A 19,057-nucleotide genomic window follows, 5' to 3' on the forward strand; every position below is an offset into this window, starting at 1 on the left:
TTTGGTTATCAGAATAGAGAGTTTTTTTCAATATTCTTTATAGAGGAAGAAGCCCAATTATAAAGATTGACAGGGGTACCATTAGAAGGGCCGGAATGTAGTTTATTACCTTAAACTGAGTTATGCCTATCATATTGAAACCTAAAGCCAGAATAATTGCACAGCCGGTCGCGGAAATCTCACCTATCAGAAAATCGGACATATATGGAGCTAGATACTTAGAGAAAAGAACAATTGCTCCCTGAAATATTAAAGTAAAGGCGGCTGAACCTAAGACGCCGGCTCCCATAGTTGCCGCCAGCATGATTCCAGATATAAGATCTAAAAGAGATTTGGTATATAGCATACTGTAGTTTTCACGTAAACCAGCATCAATAGAACCAACAATAACCATTGCACCAACGTTCATGATAAGACATGAAGTAACAAAAGCCTCAGTAATTCTGGACACACTGTCGCCATCTTTTGCAAGTTTTCCCAAAAGATTCTGAGAAAAGCGATTTACCTTCCCTTCAAAATTAAAGAATTCACCAACAAAAACACCAAGAGCAACAGATAAGATGAGAATCAGGATATTAGAAGTCTGAATAGCCCCCTGAACACCAATAATCACAGTACATACACCGAGAGCTTTTAGAATATTGCCGGATATTTCCTTTGGAATGCCCTTTTTTATAAGAAGACCTACAAAGGCCCCAATGATAATAGCGATAGTATTAACTATAACCGCAAACATATTTCTATCTCGATATTCAAAGTTTAAATCTAACTCTTTGATTTATTATACAGTTATTTCAGATTCTTGATTTATATTTTCTAAAACAGAAGTAAAAAGGATAGTAACAAATATGACAAAGCTCATTGCTAAGTCTTGTCTTTCGGTTCAATTTAATTAAAACTTGGTCCGTCTGTACTATACAAATACGGAGCATTTTTATAGTTAAAGATTCTGAAAATCATAATCAAAAGGACTCCTATAAGTGCACATATTTTAATTGCTTGACGATGGAAGTCAGAATAAAGATAATAACTAAACTAGCTTTAGCCTTATTTTAAGAGATAAAGAAAAGATTCCCCAGAGAGATCCATACAGGAAACTCTCAGATTACATAAAACAATGTAATGCTTGTCGGAGTGCCTTCGGGCTGAGACTGCATCAGCAGAATCCGTATACCTGATCAGGATAATACCTGCGTAGGAAACAAGACTTCGGCATGCATGTAAAAAAACATAATGGAAATGCCGATGTCTAACAATACCCTCAATACTTTCTCTGTTAATTCAAAAAGAATCACAAAAGGCGCACTAAAGGTACCTTTCAAAGAACTTACCCTATCCAACGGCGAAAAAATACTGCTGCAGACAGTTGAAGGCTGTCCTGAGAACTTTCCTAATCAGCCAAAGATAACCTCTGGATGGACGGAATCATATCAGGATGGCGATGCCAGAAAGGTAAAAAAGACTCAGCTTGATTACGCTAAAGAAGGTGTGATTACACCTCAGATGGAATATGTAGCTATAAGAGAATCCTTCTGCACTGAAGATGAAGGGAAAATGGCCTTTACACCTGAGGATGTCTGCAACACCATAGCTCAGGGACGAGCAGTAATACCTTCAAACATCAATCACCCGGAAGCTGAAAGCATGATTATCGGCGCAAAGTACAGCGTCAAGGTAAATGCAAATATCGGAGCATCTGCTATTGGTTCTGACTATTCAAAGGAGCTTGAGAAACTAAGGTTCTCTCTGCAGTTTGGTGCAGATACTGTAATGGATCTGAGTGTGGGAATCGAAGGTATACCAGAACTTCGCAATGCAATTTTAAGAGCATCCCCAGTTCCTCTAGGAACTGTTCCTGCCTATGAAGCACTGGACAGAGCTGAGGGTAACATCAAAAAACTTACCTGGGATCTGTTTCGCGATACTGTTATTGCACAGGCAAGACAGGGCGTGGATTACTTTACGATTCACGCAGGTCTTCTTCATGAATATCTTCCATACGCAGCGCAGAGAATTCTGGGAATTGTCTCACGCGGTGGATCAATCATGGCAGAATGCATGATGAGTCAGGATACCGAGAATATGGCTTATGAGCATTTTGATGAACTACTAGAAATATGTCATGACTATGATGTTGCCCTATCCTTAGGTGACGGTCTCCGACCTGGCTGTATCAATGATGCCTGTGATAAAGCTCAGTACGGTGAGCTTAAGACTATCGGTGAGCTTGCAGCTAGATGTTATAAGGCAGGAGTGCAGTGTTTCATTGAGGGACCAGGTCATGTAGCCATGGATAAGATAGAAGAAAACCAGAGACTGCAGGAAAAATACTGCAACTATGCCCCATTCTATACCTTAGGACCACTGGTTACAGATATTGCCCCAGGCTATGATCACATCACCTCTGCAATCGGAGGCTCTCAGATCGCAGGCTTTGGAACCGCAATGCTCTGCTATGTTACCCCTGCAGAACATCTTGCACTTCCTGATGCCGAGGATGTAAAGACTGGACTTATCACCTACAAGCTTGCTGCACATGCAGCTGATCTTGCAAAAGGACTTCCTGGAGCTAAGATTCGAGATGATGCAATGGCAAGAGCTCGAGCAGATTTCAGATGGTTCGATCAGTTTGCATTGAGCCTGAATCCAGAGCACGCCTACAAAGTCTGGAGTTCTCAGATGCCGGACAACTGCAGTCATAATGCATCGTTCTGCTCTATGTGTGGTCCAAGATTCTGCCCTATCAGACTGAATAGAGTACTCAAGAACAAGTACAAAGAGGATCTGCTGTAAAAGCAGAGTTATTTATTTGTTCTGCTCCAGTATCCACTGGAGCTTTCTTTTCAGTATTTTTCCATACAAAAAATACTCTTTCCTGAACCACAAAGATTAGATTAAAGCTTAACGATATTTCCGTTCTTGTGAACGACTACGTATGACTGAAGAATTTCCTTGTTCTTCTCAAGAAAAGTCTTTACTTCGTCAATAGAACCAAATTCATAGCTAACTTCAGATGGATTGGTAATTGTTGTAAATTCGACGATATACATGTTTCAGTCCTCCAAAATAGTAGCGAACACAACCTTATGTTTTCTACAATTTAGATTGTGACATAAAACACAAAAGATTAAATCCGATAAATGAATCCACAAAAATAAACCAAAATTGGATATTTAGTTTTACATATTACTGTGACAGTCTCCAGATAAAAGAAAACCTTAAATACAGTCTCAACCGTATTTAAGGTCATTATAGAAAACGAAACTTTTAATATGAATTAGTTAACAAGCTTTGTTACTGACTCTGAAGGCTTCAGACCGCCATGAAGTTCCTCAATTGCCTTGACCACCGTCTTGGCAAGCTTCTCTGTATCAAATTTTGCAACACAGGAGTTTGCTCCTGAACGATGAAGCATACTTTCATTGAACACACCTGACAGAGAGGTATGCAGAATTACATAGATATCCTTGAGCAAAGGATCTTTACGCAATGCCGCACTCAATGAGTAACCATCAAGCTGAGGCATTTCCACATCAGAAATCAGAAGCTCAATTTCATCAAGCTTGCCCTTGGCAGCGTAATCCTTAATGATATTCAGAGCCTCAAGACCGTTATTAGCCTCGATAACCTCAATTCCAAGGGTTCTTACAGTATCACCTGTCTGTTTGATTGCAACCTTAGAGTCATCTGCAACAATGATCTTAGCCTCTGGATGCTTGAGCATAGAACGAATATGCGCCTTGAACTCTTCGGTGTTGTTATCGACAATTTCCTCGTAAGGAGAAATCTCAGAGAAGATCTTCTCAACGTCTACAATTTCAACCAGCTCATTCTGATACTCGGTAACAGCTGTCAGATAAGCCTTGTTGCCAAGTCCACTAGGAGGGATCATGATCTTATCCCAGCTATAGTCAACAATACGCTCAACCTTAGATACAATAAAGCCCTGAACAGAGTTATTGTACTCACTCATAACCAGCAGATACTTACGGTAATCATCGGTTTTTGGACCTTCCATTGCCAGACTTAAGTCAATAACAGAGGAAGTTGTGCCACGGTGATTCAGCACACCAATCACTGATTTATGCAACTTCGGCATGATGGTAAGATGAGGACAAGGAAGAATCTCCAAGATCTTGAACACATTCATACCATAGAGTTGTTTTCTGTTAGGAAGGCGGAACAACAGCATTTCCATGCGGTTCTGACCAACCATACCAGTACGTCTTTCAATATTTTCAATTAAACCAGCCATTTGCAGATCCGTTTTCTAGTAATAATGAACTTCTACATAATCTATTTTAGGTTATGAATGAAAAATTTCCTTTTTTTACTGATATTTTTGTAGTTTATGTGAGAAGGCGAGCTGTATATCTCAAATTTTCATTCAAAAACGTGATAGCTACAAAAATTCTAGGACAGTAAATGCTCTTGGATAGTCGTTTTTTGAGCAAAAAAAAGCCTAAATCCAAAGAAGAAAGGATCTAGGCTTATGACAATAATGGATTTAATGTTTATTTAATAAGGTCCTGATAGAACTCGTAAGCTTCCTTGTCAGTAAAGCCCTCATGAACAATCTTGTTCACTGCCTGAAGCATCTCAACGCTGTGCAGACTCTGGAAGATGTTTCTTCCCATATCAACACCGTGAGCACCGCCCTTGATTGCATTGTAGGCCAGAGTTAAAGCCTCATTCTCAGGAAGCTTCTTACCGCCGGCAACAACGATAGGAACAGGACATGCTGCTACAACCTCTTCAAAGTCATCGCAGTAGTAGGTCTTAACCATATTTGCGCCTAACTCTGCCAGCATACGGGTTGCAAGCTTGAAGAACTTGGTGGTTCTCTCCATCTGCTTACCAACAGCAACAACACCTAAAATAGGAATTGAATATCTGCAGCCCATGTTTACTGCATCTTCAAGATTCTTAAGTGAGCTTAGCTGACCGTCACCACCGATGAAGGTCTGGATTGCAAGACAGTCTGCGTTCAGTCTTACAGCCTCTTCAGCATCAACAGCCAGAATCTCATGAGAAAGATCTTCCTGTACCATGGATGAACCTGAGGTTGCTCTTAGGGCAACAGCCTTACGGCAGGATGGGTCGATACAGGTTCTGAGGGCACCGCGGGTACACATTAGAACATCAATATAAGGCATCAGCTTTGGAAGCAGCAGATCAAGTCTCTCAAGACCTGATACTGAGCCCATGAAATAGCCGTGATCAAAGGCAAACATTACTGTATTGCCGCTTACAGGATTGAAGATATTAGCAAGGTGCTTCTTCATGCCCCAGTCCAGAGCGTTAGCACCTTTAACATAGAAACCTTTATTATTAGCAAAAGGCTCATCGATATGATAATCGTGAGCAACCTTTAAGCCGTCTAAATCTGCCATTTTTACTCCTAGAACCGCCGGATAGTACCGGCGGTCGCATAATTAAACAAGATCTATAAGATCATTAGAAATTGTAATTGTCAACATTGTCCTTGGTGAATACCAGACGCTCTGGAAGCAGAACAACACCATTGTTCTTAGCACCAGTCTTTGAGCCTGGAACTAGAGAATCATTTGGCATTACCTTGATCTTGCCGATTTCTGGTAATTCAATCTCGTCACCAACCTTAACCTCGTTGCCAGCTGCAAGATAAGCACCTAGGTAGGTACCGATCGCGCCCTGAACACCGCAGTCCCACAGGCCCCACTCTTCAATGATGTCTGACTTGGCGAAGTTCTTGATAGACATTGGTGAAGCAAAGCCGGTAATGGTTACCTTTGACTTGTTCAGACCCTTGTTCTGAGCAGCGGTTAACTGTCCTGGAAGTGCAGTTGAGTCATTGCAGATAATCAGATCGATATCTGGATTTGCCTCAAGTACGGAAGCACCGATAGATACAGCCTTCTCTGCATCCTGCTCTGAATAGTAGTTATCAGGAGCAACATTTACCCAGTTAGGATAATTTGCCTTGATGAACTTCTCGCCTTCCTTCTGCCAGGAGTTCTGATCAGCTACGGTTGCCTGTGAATAGTGCCAGCAGTATTTAACAGCCTTCTTCTTAGGATCAACGCCACGCTTCTGCAGAGCATCTACAGACATATCAACCAGCATCTTGCCTAGAATATCAGGAGTACCCTGTGAAACCATCAGAGTACGGCAGTCTTCACCGACGTCAGAGTCCCAGGTTACCACAGTAACACCATCCTTCATGGCATCAGACAGAGCCTTATTCAAACCGGTAGCATCAACTGAGGAGATACAGATTGCATCAACACCTCTTGCTACTGCCTGGTTGATAACATTAACCTCATCTGCTACTGATGCATTTGGTGAACCCATATATTCTACGGTATAGCCTACCTTCTTTGAATAGTTCTGAGCACCGACATTAGCAGACTCGAAGAATGCATTACCGGTTAACTTTGGAATAAAAGCAACGGTCTTATCTTTAACATCACCAGCATATGCGCTTGATACTGATAAACAGGCTGCAATTGCTGCTGAGAGGACAGCTGATTTGAACCAAGTTTTTTTCATATAAAACTCCTTATGTAGTCTTTATCAAAGGTAAATTATGTTTAGGATCTAGTTTTTTTTTAAATTGCTGATGAATACAATGACTTCAGGACGATTGCTTAGTGCCCTTGCACTGATCACAATCAGCAATAGCAGACCTACCGGAATATCCAGATACTGCATATTCACCCTGAAGCATAGTGGCAGACCGAACTTAAGCACACCGATAATCACAGCAGCCAGTGCGGTTCCGATAATACTGCCCTTGCCTCCGGTCATAAGAGTGCCACCTAAAACCACTGCGGTAATGATAGGCAGGGTTATGGTTGCGCCAAGATCACTCTTTGCTGTACCCAGATATGAGGTTAGAAGAATTCCTGAAACTGCAGCTGCAATACCAGAGAGCACATAGGTGGTCATAATGATGAATCTGGTATTGATACCTGAATACTCAGCCGCATTCTGATTGATTCCGATTAAGAAGATCTTGCGTCCATACTTGGTCTTATGCAGCAGGAACCAGGCAAAAGCAGCCATAACCAGAAAGACCACAACCTGAACAGGAAGCACACCGCCTATACGATAGGATGCGAAATTAACAAAGGATTCAGGGAAACCGCTGATACCCTTATAGCTTTCTGTTGAGGACAAAGTAGAGATCAGAAGAGCAAGACCCGCATAAAGGAAACTTCCGCCCAGTGTAACCACCATAGGCTGCACCTGATAATAAGCCACAATATATCCGGTAAGAAGACCAACTAAAGCTGCGATAATAATGGCAACCAGAGAAGCCACCCAGATATTAAGGCCCAGATCCTGCCAGGTAACACCGATAATAATGGAGGATAGACCAACCACGGCACCGGCCTGAATATCGATGCCGGCGGTAATCATCACCATAGTGACGAACAGAGAAATAATACAGATTGGAATAATATCGTTAATAGAACCAAAGATAACTCTTGGCATCAGGAACTTTGGATTTGCATAGGCAAATATGCAGATTTCCAGAATCAAAATTATAAGTAAGGTCAGATCCCAACGTTTCATTTTGATACCTCCTGATTATCAATAAAAGCTTTCTGGGCGATACGCTTTAGAGAAATCTCTCGACGGCTCTTTACAATTTCACGATTCTGAATAATTGTATTAACCACCACGATAACAATCAGAATGATACCTGTAATGGTGTTGTCGTAATTTGAAGATAATCCCAGGAACACCAGAATTCTGGTGATGGATGTCATAATTACCGCACCAATGGCAGCTCCAATCAGAGTACCAAGACCGCCTGACAGAGATATACCGCCAAGCACGCAGGCTGCAATAGCCTTCATCTCATAGGAGTTTCCTGACATTGGGGTGATAAAGCCGATACGGCTGGTAAAGAGCAGACCTGCTACCGAGGCGAATACGCCTGAGATTACATAAGCGTAGATTTTTGTCTGAGTAGGATTGATACCCACCAGTTCTGCGCCCTGATAGTTATCTCCCACAGCAATGAAGTTATGGCCCTTCTTGGTATGGGATAGCAGGAACTGAACGAAGATGACAAATAGAATTGCAAGTGCATAGTACCAGGTCAGATAACCGCACATGTAGGAGTGGGATGCAGAGGTGAACCATGCAGGAAGATTCTCAACCCAGGCACCGCCTGTATACACATACACCATGCCTCTTGCAACACCATAGGTTCCAAGAGTAAAAATAAGGGATGGAATCTTCAGGACTGCAACACCAATGCCATTGACAAGACCAAAGAAAGCGCCAACCATTATCGAAAGAGATATAGCAGTGAAAAGCGAGCTGCCATCACGCAGAGCGGTTGCAGCAACTGCAGCACTGATTCCAAGTACCGAACCTACAGAAACATCAATCTCACCGGTTAGAATTACAAAGGCAGAACCTACAGCTAATAAAGTAAATACCACCGAGTCATTGAAGCAGTTTACGATTGACTCACCGGTTAAGAAATCTGAGTTTACCAGTGAGACCAGCACAAACATCAGAATCAGAAAGGCAAAGGCCTTAGACTCATAGCGGTTTATTATCTTACTAAACATTAGCCTCCTCCTTATAGATACCGAATGATGCAGATGTAATGTTCTGCTGATTGATCTGATCTTTCTCCAAAACCGCGCTCACTCTGCCGCGACAGAAAACTATCGCTCTATCGGCAAGCTCGATAATCTCTTCGGTGTCAGAGGAGATTACGATCACTGCCACACCGGTCTGACTTAATTCACGGATAATCTTGTACACATCGCCACGGGCGCCGGCATCAATACCACGGGTTGGTTCATCTAAGATCACCAGCTTTGGCATGGTGGATAAAGAACGGGCAATTACCACCTTCTGCTGATTACCGCCAGAGAGTGATCCTGCCTCCTGATAAGGAGAGGTAACCTTGATTCTGAAATCCTTGATGTACTTTTCGCTGATACGGACCTCTTCAGAGGTATTAAGAGCAATATTTCCGGTGATCTTTGAATTAAGTAAAGCTGAAGTTATGTTTGCACAGACAGGAGATATTCCGAAAAGACCATTGCATCTTCTGTCCTCAGGGACATAGTTGATTCCCATTCTGATGACATCAGAGGTACTGCGTCCGGTTATATCCTCACCATCTAAAATTACATTTCCACCTAAAGGGATCTCCTTTCCGAAGATGGTATTGGCAAGCTCGGTACGACCGGCACCTACCACACCAGCAATTCCGACAATCTCACCTTCCAGAACATTAAAGGAAATATCCTTAAAGCCATAACCGGAGAAATTCTTAAGTTGCAGAATTGGCATAGCGTTTCTTATTTTGCTTTCGATTTCTGTTCTGGTCTTCTGAGCTGGAGTAAAGGAAGGAGGAAGCAGGGCCTGAACCAGCATTTCTCTTGTAAACTTGGAGGTCTCACCTCTTAGAGTGATTTTACCGTCAGCCATAATACAGATACTGTCTGCAAGTTCAAAAACCTCTGACAGTCTGTGAGTAATATAGATAATGCCAATACCTTTTTTCTTAAGGTCGCGAACAATCTTAAATAAAGTCTGAACCTCATCAAAGGTCAGAGATGAGGTTGGCTCATCTAAGATCAGGATCTTACTTTCACGCATCAGTCCGCGCAGAAGTTCGACCATCTGCTGTTCTGCAATAGATAAGGTCATACCCAGACGGGTTAAATCAATTTTGCAGTTAATCTGCTTGTAAAAATGGTCAAGCTTTTCGACAAGATCAGATTTCTTTCCGCTAAAGCCTATAAGAATGTTATCCAGAACCGTCATATGAGGGAAAATCATAGGCTCCTGAGGAACCATGTAAATTCCGGCTTTCATGGATTTCTTAGGATTAAGATGATCAAGGCTTTGTCCATTGATTTTGAAAATTCCGTCATCAGGCTTGTAGATACCCATCAGAATCTTCATCAGTGTAGATTTACCTGCACCGTTACCGCCGATCAGAGCAACGACCTCTGAACTCTTCAATGTCAAAGTAATTCCCTTGAGGACCTGATTAAGTCCAAAACTCTTATGCACATCGCGAGCTTCAAGGAGGAACTGGGACTCAGACATTTTTCAATTCCTTTTACAAAAGTAAGTCAGCATTGACAAAAAATTTTTTTCGAGACTATTGTTAATTTAAACTGTTTTTTACAAAAAAATACTGAATTTTTGCAAAAATAAGCGTTTTATCTCACTTTCTTAAAAAGAGATATTTTTTTTGTAATTGCCTTTTGATTTACATTTGTTATAGATATAAACTTATGTGTAGAATTTGTCTGTAGATATTTTTTCTGACAAATATATTTAACAAAAACATGGGTAAATACTATGTCTGATACAGCCGATCTTCGTTTAATTGAAAAAATTTGCTGGTATTACTACTGTGACGGAATGACACAGCAGAACATAGCAAAACTGTTAGGATTAAGCAGATTAAAAGTTATTAAACTGCTTGAGGAAGGAAGACAGAAAGGCATAGTCAGTTTTTATATAACAAGACTTGATAACAATAAGCTTGATTTAGAAAAGAAGCTAATAGAAAAGTATGCTCTTGAAAATGCCTATGTGGTACCAGAGCCAGAGAACAGCAAAAATATAACTGAAAGTCTGGCAAGAGCAGCCTGCTCCTATGTAAATCTAAGACTCACCAATGATTCGGTAATCAATATCGGCTACGGAAAGACTCTATCTTTAGCCTTTAACTATCTGGCATCTGAAAGTCAGTGCAACTGGACCGCAGTATCTCTAACCGGCGGTGTTAACAACTATCTGCCAAATGCGCGCTCAGATATTTTCAAAGCCAAGATGTACCTCTACCCTGCCCCTCTTTTAATGAACTCAAAAGAGTTATGTGACAAGCTCCGCGAGCATCCTGATTTAACCTGGATTAAGAGAATGGCTTCAACCTCCTCAATGACTCTCTTCAGTGCCGGTGGTCTGGATGAGCATGCAACCGTGATTGAGCAGGGACTGTTTGACAGATCAGATTTCATCTATCTAAAGAGACTTGGAGCTGTAGGCGATATCCTTGGACACTTTATCAACAGAAACGGTGAAATTGTAGATGTGGATATCGACTCAAGACTGGTTTCAACACCTCTTGATACTTTAAAGGCTATGCCTCAGACCATCATGGTGGCTGGAGGTTCAGAGAAACTTCAGATTATCACCGCAGCTTTGGCCAAAGGCTTATGCAAAGTGCTTATCACCACGGAAAAAACAGCGGAGAATCTGATTTAAAAAAATAACAATTTTAAGGTTTTGCCATAAACATATATAACAATCAAAGATAAAAAGGCAAAACAAAATACTGCTATAAAAAACAAAGGCTCAGAACAAAACAATTTTATTGAGCCTGAATAATGATACACAGACAAACAGTATAAGGATTTATACAAACATAGGGAGTACACATGGGCAAGTATCTTATGGCAATCGATGCCGGAACGGGCTCGGTTAGAGCTGTCCTTTTCAATCTTAACGGAGAACAGATAAGCGAAGGACAGAGAGAATGGTTCCATAAAGAGGATCCAAGATATCCTGGCAGTATGGATTTTGATTGGAACTATAACTGGAAGCTTGCCTGCGACTGTATAAAAGAAGCTATTACTAAAGCCAATATTTCCAATAAGGAAATTATCGCCGTATCTACCACCTGTATGCGAGAAGGCATTGTGCTTTATGATGAGAATCTAAATGAAATCTGGGCCTGTGCCAATGTAGATGCCCGCTCAACCGATGAGGTTGTTACACTTTCAAAAGGCGATCCCTCCTTTGAACTCAAACTCTATCATATTACAGGTCAGTCCTTTGCCTTAGATGCCCTGCCAAGACTTCTCTGGGTAAAGAACAAGATGCCAGAGATCTACGAGAAAATCAGATACGTTGGTATGTTCAATGACTGGCTTTGCTATAAGCTCACTGGGGTATTAGCAGTTGAACCTTCTAATGGATCAACCTCAGGTCTGATGGATCTTAAGACCCGTAAATTTGATAAGAGCATTCTTACAAGCTGCTCACTTCGTGATGACATTCTGCCTCAAACCATAGAATGCGGTGACAAGGTTGGTGTAATCACAAATAAAGGTGCTGAAGATTCTGGTCTATGTGCTAGTACCGAGGTCATAGCCGGAGGCGGTGACTGTCAGCTTGGAACCATGGGCGTTGGTGCTGTTGCCAATGGAGAAGCTGCAATCTTTGGTGGCAGCTTCTGGCAGTATGAATACAATACCGATAAACCTTTAACCGATCATAAGGGCCGTGTACGTGTAAACTGTCACAGTGTTCCTGGCATGTGGCAGTTTGAAGCTCTAGCCTTTAAACCAGGTCTTGCCATGAGATGGTACCGAGATGCCTTCTGTACACATGAAAAGGAAGAGGCAAATAGAACAGGTACTGATGCCTATGATCTGATGAACAGAGAAGCACAGAAGATCCCTGCAGGCTGTTATGGTATGATGTGTGCCTTCTCTGATGTTATGAATTTTACATGCTGGAAACACGCTTCTCCAACATTTACCAATTTCAATTTCGAGCCAGAGAAATTCAATCGCTATACATTCTACAGAGCAATTTTAGAAAATACGGCTCTGGTAACAAAAGGTCATATTGATCTGGTTAAAGAATCAACCGGTCATGAGCCTTCAAGTGTGGTCTTCGGAGGTGGTGCTTCAAAATCACCTCTGTGGTGTCAGATCCTCTCCGATGTAATCGGAAAACAGGTCAATGTTCCGGTTGTAAAGGAAGCAACTGCCCTAGGAGCAGCAATGCTCGCTGGATACGGAATCGGCGAGTATAAGGACATGAAAGAGACCGCTTTAAAACTTGTAAAGATTGAAAGAACCTTCACTCCAGATCAGAAGAATCATGAAACCTACATGGCGATGTATGAGAAGTGGAGAGAATTCTATAATACACAGCTTTCGCTGGCTGACAGAAAAGTAACCAACTATATGTGGGCCGCACCAGGAATCTAAAGGAGAAAAAAATGTTTAAACTAAACGAGAATGAAAAGGAATATCGCTTCGGTGATTCAGGCCCAAAGTATCTTATGAAAGGTCCACGTCTGAACTTTGCCGTAGTTCAGTTCCAGCCTGGACAGGATTTCCCTGCTCACTACCACAATATCATGGAAGAGAATTTCTACATCATGGAAGGTGAGATTGATATCGTGGTTGATGATAAGGTAAATCACATGAAGAAAGGTGATTTCATTCATATCGAACCAGGTGAGATTCATTACGTAAAGAACAATTCTGACAAGAAGATCGTGATGATTTCAACCTTAGGCCCATTCCAGGATACAGATAAGGTAGAAGTAAAAGATTTTAAGTGGCCTGAATAAAACGGATTTGGAACTTCCCCTTGGGATCTGATGTAGAAATACACAGATCCCATTTTTTGAGCAGCTATTTGCTTCTCTTGAAAGACACTTATCCTGCGTTTTGGCGTCTAGGTATAGTTTAGTCCTCTCTGGTGGTGCTCCATATCAGCCATTTCCTACAAAAAAGGCTTAAGAAAGCCATTTTCTGTCTAAAAAAATGCGATCAACCCCGATATAAATCAGTTTTTCGATTGTGATACCATGAAACATATAGGAAAAAGTTATAGAAGGGCTCTGGTATGGATGCATCAGCTCTGCTGGAACAGATTCAAGTCACCGATATAGAAGATCTCAAACTGTTTTTTGTCTCCAGGACAAAAACACAGACTACAGAGGCTCCATCCTTCAGTGTGTATGAGATGCGTACTGACGATTCCGTGCGTTCATCTCTGTATCTTGCTGCAATCAGGCAGCTTGATGAGCTGCTATCCCCTAAAGAGTTTCTGGACTTTGAAAATAGCATTGAGGATTTTGATATTGTTCCCTTCAATGACGATTTCCCTGACCTATCTTTTAAAGCAGTAATCCATGAGCTTAGAAACAGCATTCCTGCAATGATCTCTTCCCAGGCTGGAATCAGTTCCAGAGAGGAAGTCTGTGCAATGTGCATTGAATTCTTTGACAATGACACCATGGAAAAGGTCTTTGTCTTCGCCAAAGTATCTCCTGAGAGGCTTATTGGAAGAACTCCTGATAATGCTGTTAAGGTGAAACTTGATCCTGTCTCTGCGCAGCTGTCTTTGGTGAAAGATGAGATTGTAAATCTTGATGCTGAGATTGACTGTGTTTTCTTCAGAGACAATCTTCTGGTGTTCAACAAAGGGCATTTTGAGGAGATGGTTGAGAAGTACTCAAGTTCTGCCTTTGAGCTTGCAGATGAGCTTTATAGCTGCTGATTGTCCTATTCTAATAAGTAGTATCTTCCTACCAGCAGCTTATCTGGTCGCAAGGCTCTCTGACGCCTAGTGCCTTAAAGATTTTTCGGTCCTATGTAATCTTCCACATTGTTTTTATCAACAAGTGTCACCGGAAGGATATAGGTTGGTATATTTTCAACTCCATTAAAATAAGACGAATTCTCTAAAACAGGAACCCCATCTTTATTAGTAATTCGGTTAATTACAACCTTAGTGATATAGGGAAGAGCCTGGGGATCTTTATATACACACATTGGCAGCTTTCCACTCTTAATCTGACTAAAGTCTGCATCTGAACAGTCGCGACCGGTTATAAAAGGGAGATCTTTACTCTTATAACCGTATTCTCTTGTTAATGTTTTTTCAATTGAGTTAGGAATATCTGGTCCTTCACTCAGGATTATATCTAGCTGCTTGGTGTTGCTCTTTATTTGGTATTGACTGAGATTTATTACATGTCGTAAACGTCTTTGAGCCGTAGCCTCATTCCATGTATATTCTGTAGTCTGATTGAAGTCAGTTTCAAAAGAGAGACTTCCTAATATTCCGGATTCAAAATAAGGAAGAAGAACCGACATTTCGCCTTTATAGATATCTCTGGCAACATTATCAGATCTCGCTCCACTAAAGAACTCAACATTCAGCCTATGTTTTTCATCATCCAGATGGAATTTATCAACAAGAAACTGCGCCTGTTTTACTCCTTCCGAATAATGGTCAAATGTAACGTAGTAATCGACAACTGGAGAGTTCATGATTAACCTGTCATACGAAATGACTGTAACGTTTTTATTTTTGGCTTCTTCAAGAATCCCAGATAGAGCTTTATCATCAATCGAGGCTACAACAAGTATATCGCAGCCGCCTTCAATCATGGTCTTTATATCTTTTATCTGAGTTTTTACACTGTTTGCCTGCATATATGAAACAGCATAGCCCTCATCTTCAAGATAGTTCTGCAGGAACTGTCCCTGTTTTTGCCAGCTGGAGTTTGAATTGAATGGAAAAGAAATCCCAATAATCTCTGATGTTGCAGAGGATAGGAATAGATAACTGCACAGTGCTACACCTGACACTGCAATGCGAAGAAGTTTCATACCTAAAAAATGTTTTTTTTATTTAAATTAAGTGTTTTTATAAATTTTAACAGTAATAAATATAATTCAGAAGAAAAATCTGTGTATTCCATATTTTCCGGAGCTTTCCTTCCATATCCTCAGATGCAGAACTAAACAGATTATTTGGGAGCCATTAGAAATATAAAGTTTGACTTTTGATAACTAATTAGTTATCTTTAACGTAGAGGGAGGTTAATTCCTTTACACGATATATATTTCTATAAAGACCATAATGGAAATCAGCCTGTTCTTGAGTATCTTAGAGAACTTGCATCTAGTGACAGTAAAGACTCAAGAATTAAGCTAAATAAAATCAGAGATTACATTCAGATCTTGAGGATGTATGGTAAACAAGCAGGTGAACCTTATATCAAGCATCTTCAAGGCGAAGTTTATGAACTCAGACCTTTAAGAGATCGTATTTTGTTTGTAGCATGGGTGAATAACAGTTTTGTTCTTCTACACCATTTCACAAAAAAGACACAAAAAACTCCACGAAAGGAAATTGAAAAGGCTTTGCGTGAGTTACAAGACCTAATGAATTCTGGGGAGGTTTCAAATGAATAAAGCTTTAGGAGAAAAATGGGAAGACGTTGAGAAAGAACTCTTCACACCTGAAGAGATTGCAGAGAGTGATCTCAGGGTTGCGGTTATAGGTGAACTGATTAAAGCTCGCAATGAGAAAGGTCTAAGCCAGAGAGAACTATCTTCTTTATCTGGTATCGCACAACCAGTAATTGCTAGAATAGAGAAAGGGACATCCTGTCCTAATCTGGAAACCATCATTAAGCTGCTAAGAGCTTTAGGGAAAACCCTTGCTGTTGTTCCTGCCGCAAAGGCGTAAAAGAGAGGGCTAACAGCCCTTAGCCGGCGCTGTTGGCGTATAAGAGAACCTTAGCCGGCGAATTTTAGCGACTAACTGCATTTAGGCGCCAATTACTAAGAAAAAGAAATGCAATTTGGGATAGACTAATTTCCACAATTTATCTTTAAAAACTTTTATTTTGACAATTAAGCCTGATAATCAATTCCATCCAACTATTATTAGTATATTCTTTTCCTCCAAAAACATTGGAATAACTTGTAACTTTAGATACATTCCATTTGCTGAGGTGTCTGTTAAATTATGAGTTATTGAACATTGAAGAAATGTTGGTTACATTAGAAACATCCCATTGGCTGATATCTCCGTTAAATTCTGAATCCATGAACATTCTATCCATATCATCAACGTTGGATACATTCCATTGACTAATATCTCCGTTAAATTTTGATTCCCAAAACATACTATACGTTTTGGGAATTCTAAATCTCCATCAAAACAGCTATAACAAAACCTACCTAGTTTTAATTTTGTTACATTAATAAAACGATATCAGGCTTTTGTGACAGTAGTTAATTACTACCAGCCTCACCCAAAAAGATTATCCCGTATTCAACATTAGATGCAGGGACAGCACTTTATATAGAACACAGAGAAAACGAGAAGAATTTCCTGATGACTATGAAACATACTCTAGCAGGAAAATCTGGTCACGCAATTTAATGTTGCCGCATGAAGACGAGGAAGCATTAACGTAATCTTGATATCGTTTTGTGGCGAAGGTTCCTCACCACACATGAATGCAAACAGATAGAGTCTAGAAGAAGGATAGGATCTCTTTTGCTATTTCCTTACAATGGGATTCAAGAGCAAAATGTCCGCTCTCAACACCAACAACTCTTGCCTTAGGAACATCTTTTAAAAAGGCCTTTGCACCTTCAAAAACAAAAGAAGGATCATTCTTGCCCCATACAGCAAGAAGTCTTGGCTGATGCTCACGCAAATACTTCTGAAATTCCGGATACAAAGCAACATTAGTCTGATAATCAAAAATCAGATCAGACTGAATTTCAGCATAATCAGGAATTGTCTGAGAATAATAAATATCAAGAAGATAGCCATCCGGAGCAACTGTATTTGAAGGAGCTCCAAACTCATATTGACCTTTCACGGTTTCAAGTGCAAAAGCCTGTTTATAACTTTCCCTTAACTCTAAGGTAGGATTTTTCCAGTACTGAGCTCTAGCTTCCCACTTCTTTCCAAGACCTTCTGAATATACATTTCCATTCTGACTTACAATTCCGAGTATTTTCTGAGGATTCCTCATGGCGATTCTAAATCCTATAGGAGCACCGTAATCAAAAACGTAAAGATAGAATCTTTCAATTTTTAGCTCTTTTAGAAAACCTTCAACATAGGAGGTAAGATTTTCAAAAGAATATTCAAAAACAGAACGGGAAGGAGCTTCAGACTGACCAAAGCCAATAAAGTCAGGGGCAATTACATGATATTTGGTTGCCAAAAGAGGAATCAGATCTCTGTACATATGGCTTGAAGAAGGAAAACCGTGCAGTAAAACAAAATATTCTTTATGTTCTTCCCCGCTTTCACGATAAAAGATCTTCTGTCCATTTACATCAACATTTGAATATTTCATGACAAGTCCTCATATGAATTTGATTTTAATGTTTACATTTTAGTTTTATCAGCTATCATTTAAAATGATAGTTTTTTTATTTTGCTATCGCTATTAAAGATAGGTAATTAATATGAACATTACGTCAGTCAGAATTTTCAAGGCAATAGCGCAGACAGGAAGTTTCTCAAATGCAGCTAAGAAAATGCATTTTGTTCAGTCGCACATTTCAACACAGATAAAATTACTTGAACAAGAACTCGGAAATCCTCTATTTATCAGAAATAATCGTGGAATAACCCTTACTTCAACAGGAGAAATATTTCTGGATTACGCAGATAAACTTCTTGAGCTAATGGAGGAAATGGAATCGAAGCTTAAATCCCAAAATGAGCTTTGCGGAACTCTTAGAGTAATCGCTACACAAAGTTCTGCTTTATGTGTTCTTCCTTATGCCATAAATGAATTCCGTAAAAAGCATAACAATATGAAATTTAAAATAAAAACTGCAGGAGCGGTCGGTGCAATTGAATCAATTCTCCAAAACAATGATGATCTTGCGGTTGTATCATCTGATTTTGAGTCAGAACTGATAGAATCAGTTGAAATTGCAAAAGAGCGCTTATTACTTGTTGGTTCAAGAGAGTTTTCATTTAATAAACAGGATAAGCCGATTTCAATAATATCTTTTAAGAGCGGGTGTGCCTACCGTAAAAGACTTGAGGAATATCTTGATAACAAAAAAATATACCTGAGAGAATATTTAGAATTCGATAACCTCAGTGCAATTATCAGCGCTGTCAGTGCAGGATGCGGAATAACTCTGCTTCCTCATCGTGTCCTTAAACCATACCTTTCTTTGAATACATTTAACGTACTTGCTGAGGATGTAGGTGAGATCCCATTAAAAATATTCTTCAGCAAAAATAATGGAAAGAAAGAATCGATAGTTCGTTTAATTGAAGTAATTAAAAGAGAATACAGAAAGCCAGTTTAAAAGTTAGTAACCTTCTTCACATAAGAAATTCTATATTGTTTATTAGTGGTAAAAATGCGTCTATCCGCAAAAATATCTTATTAAACTCCTAAAAAAAACATTGTTCATTCGTATATATGAAACCATGGTATGACGACCACGGTATTCTTTATGTAGGAATTGAGCAGTTCCTGTTAGAC

19 protein-coding genes and 1 riboswitch are annotated in these 19,057 nt (G+C 40.1%); of the genes, 8 read left to right on the forward strand and 11 right to left on the reverse strand.

From position 1 onward, the window contains the following. Window positions 1-37: 37 nt before the first annotated feature. Window positions 38-736, reverse strand: coding sequence for a DUF554 domain-containing protein (locus BM308_RS02210; RefSeq protein ID WP_074942665.1), 699 nt, complete (start codon window positions 734-736; stop codon window positions 38-40). 384 nt (window positions 737-1,120) lie between these two features. Further along, window positions 1,121-1,218, forward strand: a riboswitch (TPP riboswitch). Between the two features lie 27 nt (window positions 1,219-1,245). On the opposite strand from BM308_RS02210, the gene thiC reads away from it, so the two are divergent. Further along, the gene (gene thiC / locus BM308_RS02215) at window positions 1,246-2,793 is read left to right on the forward strand and encodes a phosphomethylpyrimidine synthase ThiC (RefSeq protein WP_074942666.1); all 1,548 of its coding nucleotides are present in this window, start codon (window positions 1,246-1,248) and stop codon (window positions 2,791-2,793) included. A 101-nt stretch (window positions 2,794-2,894) separates the two neighbouring features. Here thiC and BM308_RS13290 read toward each other — a convergent pair whose 3' ends face one another. From BM308_RS13290 to BM308_RS02245, 7 genes are all read right to left on the reverse strand, one after another. Next, window positions 2,895-3,050 carry a hypothetical protein gene (locus tag BM308_RS13290; protein WP_177214399.1) on the reverse strand — a complete coding sequence of 52 codons (156 nt, stop codon included), beginning with the start codon at window positions 3,048-3,050 and terminating at the stop codon, window positions 2,895-2,897. A gap of 227 nt (window positions 3,051-3,277) precedes the next feature. After that, on the reverse strand, window positions 3,278-4,255 hold the full coding sequence (locus BM308_RS02220; RefSeq protein WP_074942667.1) for a chemotaxis protein: 978 nt from the start codon (window positions 4,253-4,255) through the stop codon (window positions 3,278-3,280). A 259-nt stretch (window positions 4,256-4,514) separates the two neighbouring features. Then, entirely contained in the window at window positions 4,515-5,393 is an 879-nt protein-coding gene (gene lsrF, locus BM308_RS02225) for a 3-hydroxy-5-phosphonooxypentane-2,4-dione thiolase (RefSeq protein ID WP_074942668.1), read from the reverse strand. Between the two features lie 64 nt (window positions 5,394-5,457). After that, the gene (locus tag BM308_RS02230; protein WP_074942669.1) at window positions 5,458-6,531 is read right to left on the reverse strand and encodes a substrate-binding domain-containing protein; all 1,074 of its coding nucleotides are present in this window, start codon (window positions 6,529-6,531) and stop codon (window positions 5,458-5,460) included. A 48-nt stretch (window positions 6,532-6,579) separates the two neighbouring features. Continuing rightward, complete coding sequence (locus BM308_RS02235) at window positions 6,580-7,560, reverse strand: ABC transporter permease (protein WP_074942670.1); 981 nt, start codon at window positions 7,558-7,560, stop codon at window positions 6,580-6,582. Beyond that, window positions 7,557-8,573: an ABC transporter permease gene (locus BM308_RS02240; protein ID WP_074942671.1), complete on the reverse strand. Its 1,017-nt coding sequence runs from the start codon at window positions 8,571-8,573 to the stop codon at window positions 7,557-7,559. The genes BM308_RS02235 and BM308_RS02240 overlap by 4 nt, the downstream gene beginning before the upstream one ends. Next, window positions 8,566-10,074: a sugar ABC transporter ATP-binding protein gene (locus BM308_RS02245; protein WP_074942672.1), complete on the reverse strand. Its 1,509-nt coding sequence runs from the start codon at window positions 10,072-10,074 to the stop codon at window positions 8,566-8,568. Before BM308_RS02245 ends, BM308_RS02240 begins: the two co-directional genes overlap by 8 nt. A 258-nt stretch (window positions 10,075-10,332) precedes the next feature. Here BM308_RS02245 and BM308_RS02250 point away from each other — a divergent pair, with 258 nt between their 5' ends. From BM308_RS02250 to BM308_RS02265, 4 genes are all read left to right on the forward strand, one after another. Continuing rightward, window positions 10,333-11,244, forward strand: coding sequence for a sugar-binding transcriptional regulator (locus BM308_RS02250; RefSeq protein ID WP_074942673.1), 912 nt, complete (start codon window positions 10,333-10,335; stop codon window positions 11,242-11,244). 173 nt (window positions 11,245-11,417) lie between these two features. Further along, the gene (gene lsrK, locus BM308_RS02255) at window positions 11,418-12,980 is read left to right on the forward strand and encodes an autoinducer-2 kinase (protein ID WP_074942674.1); all 1,563 of its coding nucleotides are present in this window, start codon (window positions 11,418-11,420) and stop codon (window positions 12,978-12,980) included. 11 nt (window positions 12,981-12,991) lie between these two features. Next, a complete protein-coding gene (locus BM308_RS02260) occupies window positions 12,992-13,348 on the forward strand; it encodes a cupin domain-containing protein (protein ID WP_074942675.1) in 357 nt (118 codons plus the stop codon). 278 nt (window positions 13,349-13,626) lie between these two features. Continuing rightward, window positions 13,627-14,283: a hypothetical protein gene (locus BM308_RS02265; protein WP_074942676.1), complete on the forward strand. Its 657-nt coding sequence runs from the start codon at window positions 13,627-13,629 to the stop codon at window positions 14,281-14,283. 74 nt (window positions 14,284-14,357) lie between these two features. Here the strand turns inward: BM308_RS02265 and BM308_RS02270 are convergent, their stop codons facing one another. Next, on the reverse strand, window positions 14,358-15,401 hold the full coding sequence (locus tag BM308_RS02270; protein ID WP_083425401.1) for a substrate-binding domain-containing protein: 1,044 nt from the start codon (window positions 15,399-15,401) through the stop codon (window positions 14,358-14,360). Window positions 15,402-15,734: 333 nt separating this feature from the next. Here BM308_RS02270 and BM308_RS13645 point away from each other — a divergent pair, with 333 nt between their 5' ends. Together BM308_RS13645 and BM308_RS02280 are read left to right on the forward strand one after the other, a co-directional pair. Beyond that, a complete protein-coding gene (locus tag BM308_RS13645; protein ID WP_373604437.1) occupies window positions 15,735-15,989 on the forward strand; it encodes a type II toxin-antitoxin system RelE/ParE family toxin in 255 nt (84 codons plus the stop codon). Further along, window positions 15,982-16,266, forward strand: a complete 285-nt coding sequence (locus tag BM308_RS02280; protein ID WP_074942679.1) for a helix-turn-helix domain-containing protein — start codon at window positions 15,982-15,984, stop codon at window positions 16,264-16,266. The genes BM308_RS13645 and BM308_RS02280 overlap by 8 nt, the downstream gene beginning before the upstream one ends. 280 nt (window positions 16,267-16,546) lie before the next feature. Here BM308_RS02280 and BM308_RS13485 read toward each other — a convergent pair whose 3' ends face one another. Continuing rightward, the gene (locus BM308_RS13485; protein ID WP_083425402.1) at window positions 16,547-16,708 is read right to left on the reverse strand and encodes a BspA family leucine-rich repeat surface protein; all 162 of its coding nucleotides are present in this window, start codon (window positions 16,706-16,708) and stop codon (window positions 16,547-16,549) included. A gap of 354 nt (window positions 16,709-17,062) precedes the next feature. Then, window positions 17,063-17,902, reverse strand: coding sequence for an alpha/beta fold hydrolase (locus BM308_RS02290; RefSeq protein ID WP_074942680.1), 840 nt, complete (start codon window positions 17,900-17,902; stop codon window positions 17,063-17,065). A gap of 112 nt (window positions 17,903-18,014) precedes the next feature. On the opposite strand from BM308_RS02290, the gene BM308_RS02295 reads away from it, so the two are divergent. Next, window positions 18,015-18,878 (forward strand): LysR family transcriptional regulator, encoded by an 864-nt coding sequence (locus BM308_RS02295; RefSeq protein ID WP_074942681.1) that lies wholly within the window; start codon window positions 18,015-18,017, stop codon window positions 18,876-18,878. Window positions 18,879-19,057: the final 179 nt, after the last annotated feature.

The sequence above is a fragment of the Succinivibrio dextrinosolvens genome, assembly GCF_900116345.1.
GTDB classification, from domain to species: Bacteria; Pseudomonadota; Gammaproteobacteria; order Enterobacterales; family Succinivibrionaceae; genus Succinivibrio; species Succinivibrio dextrinosolvens_B.

Coding starts and splice junctions, on each gene's coding strand:
- BM308_RS02240 (WP_074942671.1), bottom strand. CDS start 8,573: ATGTTTAGTAAGATAATAAACCGCTATGAGTCTAAGGCCTTTGCCTTT.
- thiC (WP_074942666.1), top strand. CDS start 1,246: ATGTCTAACAATACCCTCAATACTTTCTCTGTTAATTCAAAAAGAATC.
- BM308_RS02220 (WP_074942667.1), bottom strand. CDS start 4,255: ATGGCTGGTTTAATTGAAAATATTGAAAGACGTACTGGTATGGTTGGT.
- BM308_RS02265 (WP_074942676.1), top strand. CDS start 13,627: ATGGATGCATCAGCTCTGCTGGAACAGATTCAAGTCACCGATATAGAA.
- BM308_RS02210 (WP_074942665.1), bottom strand. CDS start 736: ATGTTTGCGGTTATAGTTAATACTATCGCTATTATCATTGGGGCCTTT.
- BM308_RS13485 (WP_083425402.1), bottom strand. CDS start 16,708: ATGTTTTGGGAATCAAAATTTAACGGAGATATTAGTCAATGGAATGTA.
- BM308_RS13290 (WP_177214399.1), bottom strand. CDS start 3,050: ATGTATATCGTCGAATTTACAACAATTACCAATCCATCTGAAGTTAGC.
- BM308_RS02295 (WP_074942681.1), top strand. CDS start 18,015: ATGAACATTACGTCAGTCAGAATTTTCAAGGCAATAGCGCAGACAGGA.
- BM308_RS02235 (WP_074942670.1), bottom strand. CDS start 7,560: ATGAAACGTTGGGATCTGACCTTACTTATAATTTTGATTCTGGAAATC.
- BM308_RS02250 (WP_074942673.1), top strand. CDS start 10,333: ATGTCTGATACAGCCGATCTTCGTTTAATTGAAAAAATTTGCTGGTAT.
- BM308_RS02280 (WP_074942679.1), top strand. CDS start 15,982: ATGAATAAAGCTTTAGGAGAAAAATGGGAAGACGTTGAGAAAGAACTC.
- lsrF (WP_074942668.1), bottom strand. CDS start 5,393: ATGGCAGATTTAGACGGCTTAAAGGTTGCTCACGATTATCATATCGAT.
- lsrK (WP_074942674.1), top strand. CDS start 11,418: ATGGGCAAGTATCTTATGGCAATCGATGCCGGAACGGGCTCGGTTAGA.
- BM308_RS02290 (WP_074942680.1), bottom strand. CDS start 17,902: ATGAAATATTCAAATGTTGATGTAAATGGACAGAAGATCTTTTATCGT.
- BM308_RS02270 (WP_083425401.1), bottom strand. CDS start 15,401: ATGAAACTTCTTCGCATTGCAGTGTCAGGTGTAGCACTGTGCAGTTAT.
- BM308_RS02245 (WP_074942672.1), bottom strand. CDS start 10,074: ATGTCTGAGTCCCAGTTCCTCCTTGAAGCTCGCGATGTGCATAAGAGT.
- BM308_RS02230 (WP_074942669.1), bottom strand. CDS start 6,531: ATGAAAAAAACTTGGTTCAAATCAGCTGTCCTCTCAGCAGCAATTGCA.
- BM308_RS02260 (WP_074942675.1), top strand. CDS start 12,992: ATGTTTAAACTAAACGAGAATGAAAAGGAATATCGCTTCGGTGATTCA.